The sequence below is a fragment of the Sphingobium sp. LMC3-1-1.1 genome (assembly GCF_040676285.1).
Classification (GTDB): Bacteria; Pseudomonadota; Alphaproteobacteria; order Sphingomonadales; family Sphingomonadaceae; genus Sphingobium.
Map to the genome: position 1 here is coordinate 16,850 of NZ_JBEGHQ010000067.1, position 15,997 is coordinate 32,846.

At 60.6% G+C, this 15,997-nt stretch carries 9 protein-coding genes and 3 pseudogenes; 10 read left to right on the plus strand and 2 right to left on the minus strand.

Annotated elements, in window-relative coordinates; all coding sequences use genetic code 11:
- Positions 1 to 50 precede the first annotated feature (50 nt).
- The 5 genes and pseudogenes from MRBLMC3_RS20080 (at position 51) to MRBLMC3_RS20100 (ending at position 10,261) form a co-directional block, all read left to right on the plus strand.
- Positions 51 to 503, plus strand: a complete 453-nt coding sequence (locus MRBLMC3_RS20080) for a PA2169 family four-helix-bundle protein (protein WP_363737704.1) — start codon at positions 51 to 53, stop codon at positions 501 to 503.
- Positions 504 to 851: 348 nt separating this feature from the next.
- Positions 852 to 1,430 carry a hypothetical protein gene (locus MRBLMC3_RS20085; protein ID WP_363831749.1) on the plus strand — a complete coding sequence of 193 codons (579 nt, stop codon included), beginning with the start codon at positions 852 to 854 and terminating at the stop codon, positions 1,428 to 1,430.
- Positions 1,431 to 1,441: 11 nt separating this feature from the next.
- A complete protein-coding gene (locus MRBLMC3_RS20090; RefSeq protein WP_363831751.1) occupies positions 1,442 to 2,380 on the plus strand; it encodes a nucleotidyl transferase AbiEii/AbiGii toxin family protein in 939 nt (312 codons plus the stop codon).
- Positions 2,381 to 2,796: 416 nt separating this feature from the next.
- A pseudogene (locus MRBLMC3_RS20095) lies at positions 2,797 to 4,093 on the plus strand (tyrosine-type recombinase/integrase).
- Between the two features lie 435 nt (positions 4,094 to 4,528).
- Positions 4,529 to 10,261 carry a hypothetical protein gene (locus tag MRBLMC3_RS20100; RefSeq protein ID WP_363831754.1) on the plus strand — a complete coding sequence of 1,911 codons (5,733 nt, stop codon included), beginning with the start codon at positions 4,529 to 4,531 and terminating at the stop codon, positions 10,259 to 10,261.
- Positions 10,262 to 10,612: 351 nt separating this feature from the next.
- Here the strand turns inward: MRBLMC3_RS20100 and MRBLMC3_RS20105 are convergent, their stop codons facing one another.
- Positions 10,613 to 11,512 carry an AraC family transcriptional regulator gene (locus tag MRBLMC3_RS20105; protein ID WP_363831757.1) on the minus strand — a complete coding sequence of 300 codons (900 nt, stop codon included), beginning with the start codon at positions 11,510 to 11,512 and terminating at the stop codon, positions 10,613 to 10,615.
- Between the two features lie 93 nt (positions 11,513 to 11,605).
- On the opposite strand from MRBLMC3_RS20105, the gene MRBLMC3_RS20110 reads away from it, so the two are divergent.
- The 5 genes and pseudogenes from MRBLMC3_RS20110 to MRBLMC3_RS20130 all read left to right on the plus strand — a co-directional run.
- A complete protein-coding gene (locus MRBLMC3_RS20110) occupies positions 11,606 to 12,355 on the plus strand; it encodes an SDR family oxidoreductase (protein WP_363831760.1) in 750 nt (249 codons plus the stop codon).
- Positions 12,356 to 12,568: 213 nt separating this feature from the next.
- Positions 12,569 to 13,237 (plus strand): class I SAM-dependent methyltransferase, encoded by a 669-nt coding sequence (locus MRBLMC3_RS20115; RefSeq protein WP_363831763.1) that lies wholly within the window; start codon positions 12,569 to 12,571, stop codon positions 13,235 to 13,237.
- A 285-nt stretch (positions 13,238 to 13,522) separates the two neighbouring features.
- Positions 13,523 to 13,774, plus strand: a complete 252-nt coding sequence (locus tag MRBLMC3_RS20120; RefSeq protein WP_363737475.1) for a helix-turn-helix domain-containing protein — start codon at positions 13,523 to 13,525, stop codon at positions 13,772 to 13,774.
- A pseudogene (locus tag MRBLMC3_RS20125) lies at positions 13,774 to 13,959 on the plus strand (HipA N-terminal domain-containing protein); the annotation flags it as partial. The gene MRBLMC3_RS20120 and the pseudogene MRBLMC3_RS20125, both read left to right, overlap by 1 nt.
- A gap of 55 nt (positions 13,960 to 14,014) precedes the next feature.
- Positions 14,015 to 14,140 (plus strand): annotated as a pseudogene (locus MRBLMC3_RS20130) (conjugal transfer protein TrbC); the annotation flags it as partial.
- Between the two features lie 448 nt (positions 14,141 to 14,588).
- Here the strand turns inward: MRBLMC3_RS20130 and MRBLMC3_RS20135 are convergent.
- A complete protein-coding gene (locus MRBLMC3_RS20135) occupies positions 14,589 to 15,794 on the minus strand; it encodes an ATP-grasp domain-containing protein (RefSeq protein WP_363831766.1) in 1,206 nt (401 codons plus the stop codon).
- Positions 15,795 to 15,997 lie beyond the last annotated feature (203 nt).

Genomic DNA, 15,997 nt, shown 5'->3' on the forward strand with positions numbered 1-15,997 from the left:
TAAGGGGTGTCGGCGTTGCCCCAGCGCCGTCCTTAATGACAGGAATTATCATGTCCGAGAACAGCCACGACATTTCCACCCTCAACGGTCTCATCGCCACCACCCTCGACAGCGTGAAAGGCTATAGTGAAGCCGCCAAGGAGAGCGAGACCGGCCGTTACGGCGCGCTGTTCACTTCGCGCGCAAGCGAGCGCCAGCAAGTCGCGACACGGCTGCAGCAGGAGGTCGCGACGCTGGGTGGCAAGCCCGAAGACGACGGCACCATCGCGGCGGGCGCCCACCGCCTCTTCATCAACCTCAAGGCGGCAGTTACCGGCCATGACGACAAGGCGATCGTCAACGAGGTCGAGGCCGGAGAAGACCATATCAAGGCTAAGTTCGAGGACGCGCTGGCGGATCGGGAACTGTCCCCCGCCGTCCGCTCACTGATCGAGACCGCCTATGCATCGGTCAAGGAAGGCCATGACGAAATGCGCGACCTGAAGCACGCGCTGCGGGATTGAAGAGGGTGGCGGGGGAAGCCCCCGCCCCCATCTATGGAGCAAGACAGCTATGGTTGAATGACGCTGGCTGTGATAGCCCTGCCTCCCTTGCGTACCGTGCTTATTGCGGGCTTCACCGCTTCCGAGTGTACGCCAATCCATATGATCAAGTCTCTTTCCCTGCTGCTGCGTCGTTCGTTTTGAACCCCTTGGGGTATCCGCCACGGTGGCGAAGCGGCTCAACGCTCGTTCGGCGGGCACAGGATTGCGCGCTATGCTGTTCGCGCATGGCTTCATCTGCATGAGTTTTTAATGAGAATCGTTGCATCACATACTCCAAGCGCTTATCTGGGGCGCAGGAGATATGACATGTCGGCTCTCAGCGAACTCAAGCGCCACCTGCGCCCCGGACAGGTTTACCGTCGCAAGAATCTCGCGCGCTGGTCCAACGCGGTCGATCGTCATGTCCGGCAACTAGTGGAGGAGGGGCGCCTCGAAAAGGTTTCGGCAGGTGTCTATATGGCGCCGCGTCAAACCAGGTTCGGGGCGGCGCCGGCCAAGCCCGAAAAGCTCGTCGAGACATTCCTCGGCGACGACCGTTTTCTGATGGTCTCGCCAAATGCGTTCAACGGGCTCGGGGTCGGTACGACGCAGCTTTACAACGAGCCGGTCGTCTACAACCGCAAGCGGCACGGAAAGTTCACCCTCGACGGGCGCGTCTATGATTTCCGGATGCGACCCTCGATCCCCAAGCGGCTGTCCAAGGAAGTCCTGCTGGTCGATCTGCTGCACAATCTCGATCGGCTGCCGGAAGACAAATCGGCAGTGCTTCCTCGCGCCCTCGAGCGGGCGAAAGAAATGGACCGATCGCGCCTCGCCAAGGCCGTCCAGGACTTTGGCTCCGCCCGGGCTGAGCGCTTGCTCGCGCCTGTTCTTGAACAGGCCTGACAGCGCACGAAATGTTGCTGCACGATCATACAGATTTCGACGATCTCCTGGCGGTCGTCTCGCGCGAGCAAGCGATCGATCCGGGACTGGTCGAGAAGGATTATTGGATCATGCACGCCCTCTGGGGCTTGCAGCAGTCGGGTTTTCGCTTTGAGCTCAAAGGCGGAACGTCGCTCTCGAAGGGGCATGGCCTTATCCATCGGTTCTCCGAGGACATCGACATCCTGATTAACCCCGACTTGGACGATCTCCCAATCGGCAAGAACCAGAACAAACCCGCCCATATAGAGGCACGCCGTACATTCTATGATGGCCTGTCGGCCAAGATCACGATCCCCGGCATAACTGAGGTCGAGCGCGACGAAGCATTCGATGATCAGCGCCTGCGCAGCGCGGGCATCCGCCTGCATTATGCCTCCCGCAATCTGTTACCGGAGGGCATCAAGGATGGGATTTTGCTGGAGGCCGGTTTCGATCAGGTGGCACCCAATCGGCCATGCCTGATCAGTTCGTGGGCCTATGACAAGGCGGCGGCAAGTGGCCTTCCTGATCTGACTGACAACCGGGCGTTCGACGTGCCCTGCTATGAATCTGGCTATACGCTGGTCGAGAAGCTCCAGACGATTTCGACGAAGTTCCGGCGGCACCTTGAGGATGGCAGCATGCCGCAGAACTTCCTCCGCCACTATTACGACGTCTACTGCCTCCTCGGCGATCCCGGCGTTCAGGCGTTCATCGGCACCGAAGCCTATCTCGCCCATAAGGACGCGCGCTTCCCGGCTGCAGATAACAAGGTGATCGGCGAAAATCTCGCGTTCGATCTTTCGGACCAGACCACGCGGGATCGCTTCGCCCGCGCCTACGCCGCCACGTCTGCGCTCTATTATCGTGGCCAGCCCAACCTCGACGATATCCTCGGACGCATCCAGGAGTATGCGCATCGGCTGTGAGAGATCAGCGCCGGCCTATATCAAACGGACGAAGCGAAAGCGGTCGGAGCTGGTGCGGATGCGCGACACCCGAATCACCATGCAACGGAACAGCCGACAGCTAAAAGCGCGGCAAAGGGACTCGAACCTCATCAACAAAAAGTCGTAGGGTATCGACGAGGGTATCGGCTGATGATGTCATGAAAAAATGATTATTTCTCAACTTACTAGCGCGATTTTCGAGTCCTCTTCTGGCACCATTTGTTCTTCCGGGGACGTCCGGGAACGTCCACCAAGCGGCTGGTTTTACAGCATTTCTTGACCGAGAATCGCCAGACACCGTCCGGCTAAATCCGGCTAAGGGCAACAGCAGCGACCACAAAATGTTGCCGTTTTTGTTGCCCTCGGATCGACCCGGCCTTGCTGGGATAACGACCATGCTGACCTACATCCAGATCAATGCCGCCAAGCCGAGAGCGAAGGCTTGGAACCTTTCCGATTCCCAAGGCCTCTATCTCATCATCCAGCCCAACGGCTCGAAGCTATGGGGCTTCAACGACCGCTTTCTGGACAAACAGAAGAAGCTTCATCTCGGTGGGTGGTCAACCATCAGCCTCGTGGAGGCGCGTGTCCGGCGCGACGAAGCCAAGAAGAAGATTGCTGAGGGGATTGATCCAGCGCTTGAGAAAAAGCGCGCTAGGATCGCCGCCAAGTACGCCGCTGCCAACACCTTCGAAGCGGTCGCCAAGGAATGGCTCGTCAAATGCGAGCGGGACGGCCTCGCGCCGGTGACCGTCGACAAAATCCGCTGGCTGCTCGCCAAGGCGTACCCAGTGATCGGCACCATCCCCCATCGCGCAAATCACACCCCATGAAGCACTCGCCGTCCTGCGCAAGGTCGAAGCCACCGGTGCCTATGAAAGCGCTCGGCGCATGCGGAGCGTCCTGAGCCGCGTCTTTCGCTACGGCGTCGCAACTGTGCGATGCGACGAGGATGTCGCGGCCGATTTGCGCGGGGCAATCGCCGCGCCAAAGGTCAAGCACTTCGCCGCCATCACCAAGCCGTCCGAAGTGGGCGCTCTACTGCGGGCCATCGACGAGTATACCGGGCACAAGGTGACGGTAATGGCCATGCGCCTGTCTCCTCACGTTCTACTGCGCCCTGGCGAGCTCAGGCAGGCAGAATGGTCCGACATCGACTTCGATGAAGCCATCTGGTTCATCCCTGCCGAACGGATGAAGATGCGCCGCCCCCACCGCGTGCCACTGTCACGGCAGGTGATCGCGATGTTGAAGGAACTGCACGAGCACACGCATTGGTGGAAGTATCTGTTTCCCTGCCTGGGTAAGCCGCGAAAGGCGATGTCCGAGAATGCGGTGAACCAAGGTCTGCGTCGGCTCGGCTACACCACGAACGAGATGACGGCGCATGGCTTCCGGGCAATGGCCGCCACGCTTCTCAATGAGATGGGCGAATGGAACCCCGACGCGATCGAGCGGCAACTCGCGCACGTCGATACCAACCAGGTGCGAAGGGCCTACGCCCGCGGCGAATATTGGGACGAGCGTGTGCAGATGATGCAGCGCTGGTCGGACTATCTCGACGAACTGCGCGACGGCGGCAAAATTCTCCGGCCCAGCTTCCCGGCGGCACGACGCGCATCCCGACCACACACCTCCACGCGCTGGCGGTCGCTGCCCGCCAGCGCGTTCTTGGCCCGCATTGAGGCTTAAGGCTGACTGTGGGACATTCCCGCCCTTCAGGCGGGCGATGGCGAACGACAGCTGTTGGCAGGAAGTGGGCATTCGCGAAATTATTGGCGTTGCCCGCTTGAACGAGCAAGGCTGGCCAGTTTTCTGCCCATCGCGTTTCAGAGGTGGTTTTGCAGGTCACTGCCGTTCGTGTCGATCAGGTACATTCGAAGAAGCCGCCGATCGCCTTTCCGCCAATCTTCCCGGGCCAGAGCCATGCTCAGCGACGCGCGAGATCAACGACTGTCGGTTTAACCCTCTGATTTCTTGAGACTGCCTTGAGGCGAATGTTCCCGGTACCCCAGTGGCATTAAAAATTTTGTAACCTCGCCGGAATTTCTGGACACCTTATCCCTTTGTGCCACAGGATTGAAATCTGGCGGATACACAGTGTTCAAAAGCGGGGGAATTTTTTCAATGTCTGACCGACAGATGGCGCGCGCGCGTCACTGGTTCTTTGCGCTCGGTTCGAGCATTGCAACAGTAGCAGTTGCATCGGCATCTCCGGCATGGGCGCAATGCAGCCCTGACCCGACGGTGGCAGATAGCACCACGGATTGCACAGGCACAGATACCGATGGCCTACACGTAACCACCAGCGGCAGCACGGTGCAGGTTGCTTCCTTGGCCAGCGTCGTTGGCGATGGCGGTGCGGCGATAACGGTGGATATCGCGCAAGTCCCTGGATCTTATGAGGCGCGCACGGCCGCGATCAACGTGGGCGGCAGCGTGGACGGCGGCACGCAGAGCGGCATCGCGGTCCTGTCCGGACCGGTGGCAGCGAATAGCTACGACTTCTATGGCACAACAGCGAACGTCACAGTTGAGGCGGGCGCTACCGTGTCGGGAGCCACGGGCATCACCGCCGGGCCTTCGTCCGGGAACGATTATGCCCCCGCGCTCGTTAGCGTGACGAATGTCGGCACCATTACGGGGACTTCCGGTGTCGCCCTGCTGGCAACCGATCCTGCGCGCGGCGCTTTCGAGGTCATCGACAACGCTCAGAGCGGCACGATCGGCGCGATCGTCGGCACGATCGGGGAGTTGAACAACGCCGGGATCATCGATGGAGGATCGCTCAGCGCGGTCGACCAGACCACCACCTACAATTCGCACCCCTATCCTACTGGTTGGACTAACACCGGCACCATCCGCTCCACCTCCTCCGCGGCGACGATTGCGAACCTGTCCACCGTGTTCAACCCGCTGACCAACAGCGGTACGATCACCAATACTGGCACCGGCGCAGCCATTCAGGGGCAGGGAATCTCGATCGTCAATCTGGCCGGGGGGGCCATTTCCACCGCGGGCAGCAAAGCGATCGTCGCCACCTCGCTGACGCTCACCAACAGCGGCACGGTCACCGGGGATATCGTGACACAACCTGCTTTCGGCACTTACTTCTACAGCATCATCGATTCCACCCAGGGAACGATCGCAGGCGACGTCTCGCTGGGCAGCGGCAACGACCTCATTTACGGCCTCTATGATGGCACGGCGACGCTGGTGACCGGGATAACTGGTAAGATCGATGCTGGCGACGGCACCAATTCCCTGGTGCTCGCGCCCGACGCGGACCTGGCTGTATCCACCGCTATCGCATTGCCGACCAGCTTTCAGTACCTGCGGCTTGCCCCTGCGGCCGATACGACGCTCACGCTTGGTCAGGGCTTCGTGGCTCCCGGTACCATTGAGTTGGGCGGCTCCGGCACTGTCGTCAACGCGGCGGCGATCACGACGCAGGGGCAGGCTTTCGTCGTGCCGTACCATGTGTCCGGAAATCCTAGCCTCACCAACACCGGCTCCATTGATGCAACAGTGACCCAAGGTTACTACGCAGTAGACATGGGCTTCTATGGCACGCTGACCAACAGCGGGACGATCACGTCCAGCGGCAACGGCGTGAGTACATATGGCGACGTTGTCAATTCCGGCACCATCACCGCCGTCAATACCGCGCTCTCGATGTTCAACGGCGCGCTGGACAACAGCGGTATGATCCGATCGACCGGAGGCATCGGCGTCTATCTCAGCGGCAACACCGACAATACGCCGGCCGTCAACAGCGGCACGATCGAGGGCGCGACCTACGGCGCCGTCACCGGCTATGTTCTGACCAATAGCGGCACAATCTCCACCAGCGAATACGGCACCGCAGTGGGCCTTGGAAACTACGGCGTGCTCAACAACCTTGCCGGCGGGGTGATCAAAGGCGGGGCCTGGGCCATCACCGGACACGATCCCTACGGATCAACCAGCACGTACAATGCCTATGTCTTCAATGCGGGAACGATCAACGGAGATGTGACCTTCGTCTCTCCGCGCGACAGCTCCTATTACAGCAATCACAACACCTATGTCGCGCTCACCGGCGGTGTCCTCAACGGTAACCTGACGCTGGGCAAGGGCGATACGCTGGTGACCGATCTCGTCAATACCGGCACGAGCCAGTTCGCCGGCATCAACGGAACTGTGACCGCCACGGACGGCCTGCTGCGCTACCGCGTCTCCGGAGATGCGAGCGCCGTAATCGGCGCGGTGGGACCGTTCGCCACTACTGGCTATGAACTAGTTGAAGGCGCGCATCTGACCCTCACCGCAGACATGGCCCAGAGCTTGCCGCTGGTGCTCGCTGGCAGCGGCACGGTGGACCTGAACGCCGACATCTCGACCACCAACCAGGAAGCGATCGAAGTCACTGCGGCCGCCCTGGTTCCGGGATCTTTACAAGATGGCACGCTGACCATCATCAGCCGCGGCACTCTGACCGGCACGATTGACAATTACTTCGCGGGCGCCTTTGGCGTAGTCAGCCCGGGATCGGCCGACACTATCCAGAATGAAGGCACGATCAGGGCCGCTTACACCGCGACCAACGGCGGTGACTCCTTTAACGCTGCCGTTGTCTGGGCTAACACCCTGATCAACAAAGGGCGGATTGAACTGGACGGCAGCTATGGAGCTTATCGCGTCGCCACGGTGGTGAACACCGGCACGATCGAGCAGACGGGCACACGTACTTCCTACGGAATCTATGATGCCTACAGTGTGACTAACAGCGGCACCATCCAAACTGCAGGCAGCGCGATCTCGGGTGGTTACGGCACCGTGGTCGTCAATTCCGGCACGATCGCCAGCACCGCGTCCACCGCGATCGCGTTTGCCCGACAAGTCACCAATCTCGCCGGAGGTACCATTACCGGCGGTAACGGCACGGCCATCACCATGGACGGCGGAGCCGTGACGAACGCGGGCGCCATCATTGGCGATGTGGACCTCGGATATTGGTATAGCAGCGGCAGCGCCTATTACGCCAACGGTGGGACCCTCACGGGCAACCTGAGGCTGGGCAACGGCGACGATGTGTTCCTCCAGAGTGGAAACGCCACTGGGGTGAGCGGCACTATCGACGCGGGTGAAGGCCGTGACGCATACGGTATCGCGCTGATGAGCAGTGGCACTGTTTCGGTCGGTGCAACTCCGGGCAGCGGCTTCGAAGATGGGATAGTCGCCGCCTTCGGTGCGGATACGGTCGCGACACTGACTGGGCTTGATGCCTCTCTCACCAATTTCCATGCTGCGGGGGATGGCACTGTCGTCAACAAAATCGCGTTCTTGGGCAAAGTGGTGTTGGGCAGCCCTTCTTACTCCGGACAAGCTGCCACCCTCGGTGAGACGCTGGGCGGCTTCATCAACGACAGCTCAATCGCGGGTAACGTGAGCGGTTCGGTCACGCGCCTTGTCAACACCGGGACAATCGGATCGGCCGACTTTACCGGTCCCGCTGTCGCGGTCTGGAACAGTGGTGCGCTCTCGTTCGAAAACAGCGGTGTTGTGACGGCAAGCCAGACTGAAGGCCTAGCGTCGACTCTGTATGCATACGCCATCGACATAGCCAATACCGGTACGTTCGAAGATGGCCTGCTAGCCTATGCGGCTAATTCGCAGGACGGCCTGCCCGGCACGGTAAGCGTCGCCAACAGTGGTACGATCACTAATGGAGATGCCGGTACCGCCCTGCAGCTAGTGGCTGGATCATATGACGCCAGCATACCCGGCACCGTGTCACTCTCCAACAGCGGCGAGATCAGTGCCATTGCGCCTGCGAATGGTGAAGCCGCAATCGCGGTGAGTCTGGACCTTGCCGTTCCTCAAATATACGGCCAGCAAAGCCCGACATATGGTCTCGTAAATGGCACGATCACCAATGCCGAGACGGGGACGATCGTCGCTACCGGCGCCGGCGCCGCGGCGATCCAGACGCAAGGCACTTCGTTCACCCTCGAGAACGCCGGCCGCATAGAGGCCAGCGGGGATGGCGCGCTGGCCATTCATGTGTCGGGGGCGCTTCCCGCCATCATTCGCAACACGGGGGCCATCCTGGGCGGAATGGTGCTTGGCGAAGGCAACGATCTGATTGAGAACAGCGGCACGATGGGTTCCGTTGCCTTCGGTGGCGGTGACGACCTCCTGCGCCTCGCCGGCGGCACATTTGCCGGCTCCATCGACGGCGGAGAAGGCGCCGACACCGTGGAAATCACCGGAGGCGAAGCTGCCTTCTCGGCGATTTCCGATGTGGAGGCGCTGCGCATCAGCGCGGGGCTCGCCAAAATAACCGGTGACGCCTCGCTTGGCAGCATAGTGCTCACCGGCGGTCGAGTAGTCGGGCTTGCGGGCTCGACGATCACGGCGCCGACAATCACCGTCGGGCAAGGGGCAACCTTCGGTTCGGCAGGTACTATCACCGGTAGCATAACCGTCGCAGGCACGCTTAGCCCCGGCGCGTCGCCCGGCACGATGACCGTGAATGGCAACGTCGCACTGGCCGGTACTTCAGTCTCCATCTTCGAGATTACGCCTACTGTCTTCGACAAGCTGATCGTCAATGGCAATCTGTCGATCGCTCAGGGCGCTACACTTCAGATCGAGGCGAGCGGGATCGTGACCGCCGGCCAGTCTCTGGATCTGATCGACGCCGACAGCATCACCGGAAGCTTTACGAACATCCTCAGGTCGGGTTCGATTTTCGGCGTCATCGCCCAAACCGGCGGCACCATTTTGTTGCTGGGTCAGTTTGAAAACGATCCGACCTTTACGCCGCAGGTCCAAAGCTCCATCAACTACGTCAACGGCCTTTTGGTCAGCGGCCAAGCCTCGTCGGCGTTCATGGCTGCGGTTCCAGGATTGATCGCCAACGCCAGCACCTCAAACCAAGTCGTCTTCGCGCAATTGACGCCGGAGGCCTATGCGGCAGCCGGTCAGGTTACGGTGGAGCAGGGGCTGGAACTGGCGGATGTCGGGCGCAGCGTTGCATTCGCGCCGCGTCGCGACACGCCCGGAGCGTTTACGTTCGCAAGCACACTAGGCAACATCCGCACGCTCGATAGCAGTTTGCAAGGCACAGCGCGGACCCGGATCAGCGGTTACGGCTTCCTTGGCGGAATTGGCTGGGGAAGCAATGACTGGTCAATCGGCGGCTTCGTCGGTTACCTTAACAGCCAACAGACCCTGTCGTCGCTGGGCTCCAAGACCTCGGTCGATGCGGTGGTTGCGGGTGTCCATGGCCGCTGGACCAGTGGCAGCCTCGCCATCATGGCAACGGTGGCTTACGACGGCAGCAACGCCGAGACCCATCGCAGCGTGCTTGGTGGCTCGGCGAAGGGGGGCTATGACCTGACTGGCTGGACCGGCGACCTCAGCATCGGCTACACTATGTCGCTCAACGGTAATTGGATCGTACAGCCAGGCATCGGGGTAACGGCCATTCGCACAGGCCGAGATCCGGTGACAGAGACGGGTGGCAATCCCTACGCGCTCCAAGTGGCCCGCAATCGCGGCAGCGCCGTATTTGTCGATGGCGCCCTGACGTTCAAGGGCGGCATGAAGGAGGCCGCCACACGGCCTTACCTTTCGCTCGGGGTGCGTTACCAGGTCGATGGCCGGTCTCCGTTCGCAATCGCTGCCATGGGCGGAGGAGACTTCGGCCTTGCTGCAGCTGGCGCCCGGCGCGCGCCCGTCTTGGCCACCGCCACTTTGGGAGCGGACGTCGCTCTAAGCGCAAGCCTGACGCTGTTCGGTGCGGTTAGCGGGGAAGCGGGTAGCGCAGACAGACGCGGCAGCGCACGCGCGGGCCTGCGTTTGGCCTTCTGATAAATTGGTTGTCGGGGCCGATTTTCATCGATCCCGGCGACTCTCATAGACCAGATGCCGCGTATGAACTGTGCGTCTGCGCAATCAGACCATGGGCCAACTGCGGTCAGGCCGTTCAGGGCGGCTGGGCGGTGGGCCACCACGGAATTCCGCTTTCGAGTCTTCGCGCATCAGCGGAGAATGACGGAGATGAAGCGCGAGGATGCTGGCCTGCTCGGAAAAAAGCGAATGACGGCTTCCGTTTTGAGCTGCCGTTCGGTGTTGGGCTCGGGATCGTCCGGACGTGGTCGGTTCGGGCCACAAGCGGAGGGGGCCAGGCAAGGCCAAATCACTACATCGCGAAATTCGTGATCATGCACTCATTCGCGAAAACTGGCCCGGTGGGCATCCCAAGCGCTTGCGAAAGGCGGTGCTGAATGCACTGGCCGACTCGTAGCCGATCTCAGCAGCAATCCGATCGAGCGTTTTGACGCCGCTTGCCAACGCATCTTTGGCGAGCGCCATTCTCCAGCGCGCCAGATATTCGATCGGCGCGCATCCGATCGTTTCGCCAAACCGGGCTGAGAATGCCGACCGCGACATGCCGGCGATGCTGGCGAGGCCGGCAACTGTCCAATTGGCACGGACGTCAGAATGGATCGCCTGGATCGCACGCGTGAGGGAGGGATCCTTCATGCCATTAAGCAATCCTGCAGTGACTCCCTGGCCTTCAATGCTGTGCCAGCGAAGCGCTTCTACGAGGAGTGCCTCCAGCATGCGCTGGATGATAAGCTCTTTCCCCGGATAGTCTGTTGCGCACTCCTCGGCCAGCAACTCAATCAAGCGACCAAATCGGGTCGCACGTCCCTGCGACGCGGGAATGTAGATTTGCTTGGGCAGCAAACTGAGCAGCAGCGGCGCGTTGACGCGTTCAAACGTGAAACTGCCCCCCAGAGCAACGAAGTCTGGCTCGCCCTCTTGTTCGCCATGTCGCACCGCTTCATTGCGCGGTGCGACCGGAGCGCAAGACATCCCCTTCTCACTGCTAAGAGAGAAGGCCGGCGTCGTCGGAAGCAGCAGAAAATCACCCCGACCTAGCTGCAGTGGTTCATGGCCATTCAGGGTCAACCACACTTCGCCAGTAAGGATGATCGAGAAGCCAGGGGCGTCATGCGCCGCATACTCTACGCCCCACCGACCTCTACCCGAGATGGGCTTGGATAGGGCCGCACCGGGGCGAAGCAGGGCAATGACGTCGCTCAATGGGTCCATCTGGACGATCCATAACTAATATTGGACTACGGATTATATATCGTCCGGTTGGCCTCGTCTATCAAATCGTCATCCACCACGCGGAGACAGGCTATGACCAAGACAATTCTCATCACCGGCACCTCTTCCGGCTACGGCAAGGCCATCGCAGAGCACTTCCTGTCCCATGGCTGGAACGTTATCGCCACGATGCGGCGCCCCGACAATGCGTCTTTCAGTGGCGATACCACTCGGCTCCGCGTGCCGCCGCTGGACGTCACCAGCGACACAAGTATCGCTGCGTTGATCGAAGTCGCTGGCCCGATCGACGTGCTCGTTAACAATGCCGGCGTCGGCGCCGTCGGGGCGTTTGAGGTGACTCCGATGTCGCTGGTGCGGCAGCTCATCGAGACCAACACGATCGGCGTAATGGCCATGTGCCAGGCGGTCATACCACAAATGCGCGAGCGTCGTTCGGGCACGATCGTCAACGTCACGTCGAGCGTCACGCTTGGCGCGTTCCCCTTGGCGGCTGCCTACACGGCCAGCAAGCAGGCGATCGAAGGGTTCACGGAATCGCTCGCACATGAGCTCGCGTATTTTGGTATCCGCACGAAACTGGTCGAACCCGGTTACGCGCCGACCACGAATTTCGGTGCCAATGCGATCATTCCTTTCGATCAGCTCATTCCCGCCGACTACGCCGACTTCGCTGGCCCCATTATCGAGGCGTTCGGAAAGCCCGCGCTGACGACCAAGGAAAGTGACGTGGCTGAGGGCGTCTGGAACGCCATCCATGATACCGGAAACCAGCTCCACTTCCCCGCGGGTCCGGACGCCGTCGCGCTCTCCCGCGCGCGTTGAGGGTAGCCCCGTGCCACCGGCACGGCGTAACGTCAGTCTGACTTGCGCGTCTTCGCTCCATGGGTGCAGAAGGGGCTATTCCAGATGTCGGCCGCGGTTCACGATGAGGGACGATACCCCATGTCGGTTCATGAGAAATCCCAAGGCTACCATTCGGGTGCCCGGGATTATGTCGCCGGCCGGCCAGGATATCCGCCGGAAGCGATCGAGTGGTTGCGCGACGTCCTGGGCGCCGCTCCGGGCAGGAAGATCGTCGAGATCGGAGCAGGAACCGGCAAGTTCATCCCGACGCTGCAAGAAGTGGGCGGGACCATCATTGCGGTTGAACCGATCACCGAGATGCGGGAGCAACTAGTCCAGTCTTTTCCGGATGTGACAGCTTTGGCCGGGTCGGCTGACGCCATCCCCCTCCCGGACGCCTCGGTAGATGCAGTCGTCTGCGCGCAGGCATTTCACTGGTTTGCGACCGTCGAAGCGGTCGCGGAGATGCGTCGCGTGCTGGTGCCGGGCGGGAGGCTCGGTCTCATCTGGAATGGGCGGGACGAGAGCGTTCCGTGGGTTGCTGCGCTCTCCCAGATCACCGATCGCCGTGAAGGCGATACGCCGCGATACCGCACCGGCGCTTGGCGGAATGCGTTCCCCGCTCCGGGCTTCGAGTTCATCGGTGATCGGCACGTGCGCAACCACCATATTGGTTCGGCTGAACAGGTCGTTCTCAAACGCACAATGTCGGTGAGCTTCATCGCCGGTCTGCCCGCGATCGAACGGCATGCGGTCGAGCGGGAAGTACGGGACTTGATTGACGGAACTCCGGAACTGGGCGGAGGCCGGGAGGTCGCCTTCCCTTATGTGACCAGCATGTTCGCTTACCGAGCAATCTGACAGCCGAACGGCGGCTTTCGTCAGATCTGCACGTTTGCGGCGCCGCAGTTGAACGACCTGACTTGGTCGGCAAGTGTCTTACCGTCGCCGCAACCATAGTGGCTGACCAACCCAGACACCGGTAGCCTGCAAGTATATTTCGCAGGTTTCGCTGCCGAGAGTCTATGTGGAAAATCGCATAATATTATATTATGCAGATTAAGGCATAAAGAGAATTTATGCTCAAAACAGCATATTGCGAAATTATGTGATTTGAGACATAGCGCTGGCCAAGGAGATTGGCTTATGGCTCATATTGCGCGATCGCCCAAGCAACTTGGCGCCGCCATCCAGCGTGTGCGCAAGCAGAAAGGCATGAGCCAGACGGAACTGGCCCGCTTGGCAGGCCTGCGGCAGGAACTGGTCTCCAAGATCGAGACCGGACAAGAAGGCACCCGGTTATCCTCGATTTATGCGTTGTTTGCCGCTCTCGGCCTGGAGATGGTCATCGATCAGAGGTCCGGCAAATCGGTGCCTGATATTGAGGACATCTTCTGATGGGCCGGCGCAGAGCGCACCCCCCGCTTAACATATTCATCAACAACCGTTTGGCTGGGCGCCTTCTCAAGCAGGCCAGCGGCGCCATCGAATTTCGCTACGACCAAAGCTGGCTTCCCTGGGAGCACGCATTTCCAATCTCCCTTTCGTTGCCCCTGCGCGAATCGCAATTCACCGGCGAACCGGTGGTCGCCGTCTTCGACAATCTGCTGCCGGATAATGCCGCCGTGCGTCGCCGGGTTCGGGGAGTCATCCGGGGGCTTCCGGCGGCTGATCCAGATCGTCTTCGGCCTGTCGATCGCCTTTGCCGCTTCCAGCTTTTTCCTCAGCTTCTTCAGCTTCGGTGGCGGAGCGCTGATCGCATGACCGGGGGTGGCCAGCATCTGGAGGGATTCGAGGTGCCGGTCCACGGCGCACTCGGAAGCCCCACGCCCAGCAGAGCGAACCATGGAAGACCGAGTTCGGGTTGGTATGCAAGGGATGCCGCCGCCCATTGCGTCGCGGTCCAGATGCCCAGCGATATGATCGCAAGCACAACGACTATCTGTCCGATCAGAAGCTTTGTCGGGGTCATTCAAGCCTCCTGCGGCGGACAAGCTCGTCCGCTGGCCAGGCTCAATATCGCAGGATGGTGAGCCGTTCGTCAGTCGCGCACTGGTGACGCCGGGTGCATTTTTGGGGACGGGGAAGCGAAGCCTCGTTCAATGACGCGTAGGGCCGCGGCCAGCAGCCTTCCAGCAAAGCGCGTGATCATACGTGTCGATGGGGCTGTGAACCCTGCACAACGAGCCTGCCGCAGAAGCGAAATTTCGCCTTAGGGCTGAATTGTCCAGGACAATCCGGCGCTGGCCTGCGCCATGGCTGTGGCCAGCGCCCTGGCATCCGGCGCGCTGGCACTCAACACGCCCAAATAATCCTTGTTGGAACAGGTTATCACCATGCGCTCGCCGGGAGCGCGCAGTGAGCGATATTCGACCCAAAGATCGTTGCCTTTCCGCAGGAAGCCTTCCGGTGCGGAGATGATCTCTCCGGCACTGTCGGTCGGAAAATAGCGGATTGCAGCCACTCTGTCCGCGAGCGGGAATGTGCCGAGCGGTTCGCCAAGGTGAAGACGAAGGATTTTCTCGAACAATGCGATGTCCAGCGTATGCTCAAGCATGAACTCCATATGGTCGCCGACGGTTCGGTAATTGATCTCGATGATGCGCGGTCCCTGCGGCGTCAGCACGAATTCGGTGTGGCACGAGCCGAAACCAACGCCGACCGCCCGGATCTGGCATAGTACCGCATTCCTCTGGTCCGCCGTCAGCCAGTTGCCCCAGCGTCCTTCGAGTTCGACGAAGTCGGGGGGCGGGCTGAGCGCCACGTGGAAACCACCCAGAATCGCGATGTCTTTCCCGTCGCCCAGGGTCTCCAAGGTATAGAGTTCGCCAGCCATATAGTCTTCGATCAACACAGCCCGACCGGGCTCGACGCGCCAGACCTCCCGACAATGCGCGATCAGGGCATTCTTGTCTTCGCAGAAGCGGACGAGCTGACTGCCGACCCCCTCGCGGGGTTTCGCCACGGAAGGGAAAGGCACGTCGGGAAGCTCCGCCAGGCCGTTCTCATGAGTGACAACGGCATGCCACAGGGTGTCGACGCCTTGATCCCGCAGATGGCTGCGCATCGCTGCCTTGTTCTTGGTCCGATAGGTGGTTTTCCAGTCCTTGCCGGGCAGGCCGAAATAATCAGCCGCCAGCGCGGTGCTGGTTTGCAGATGGTCGCTGTTCGAGAAGATCGCCGCAGGCCTTTCGGCATGGCTGCTGATTTCGTCGATGATCGCCAGGGGATTGAAAACGTCGCATTCGACGATACTGTCGGGGCAGGCGGGCCGGTCCGCAGCCTCGAAATGGCGGCGATGGGCTTCGGCCTGATCGGTAAGCAGGATCACCTTCAGGCCAAGGCGTTGCGCTGCCGGGAGAAAACCCTCGTTGACCGCGTCCGTCGGTACATGGGCAAGCAGGATCAAGGTCGGCATTGGGCAAGTTCTTTCATATTCCTGATTTCATGTCCGCCGCTCTCCACGAGCAGAAAAGCTGATGAACGAATTACATCATATATGCAATTGACTCGCAATAGCGAATCATTTTATGTCCTTGAAGCGCTTCAGAAAAAATGAAGGCGCCTGAATAACGAGCAGCGGTGATATCACCGCGCGCCCATCCGGATTTGGAAGGAACT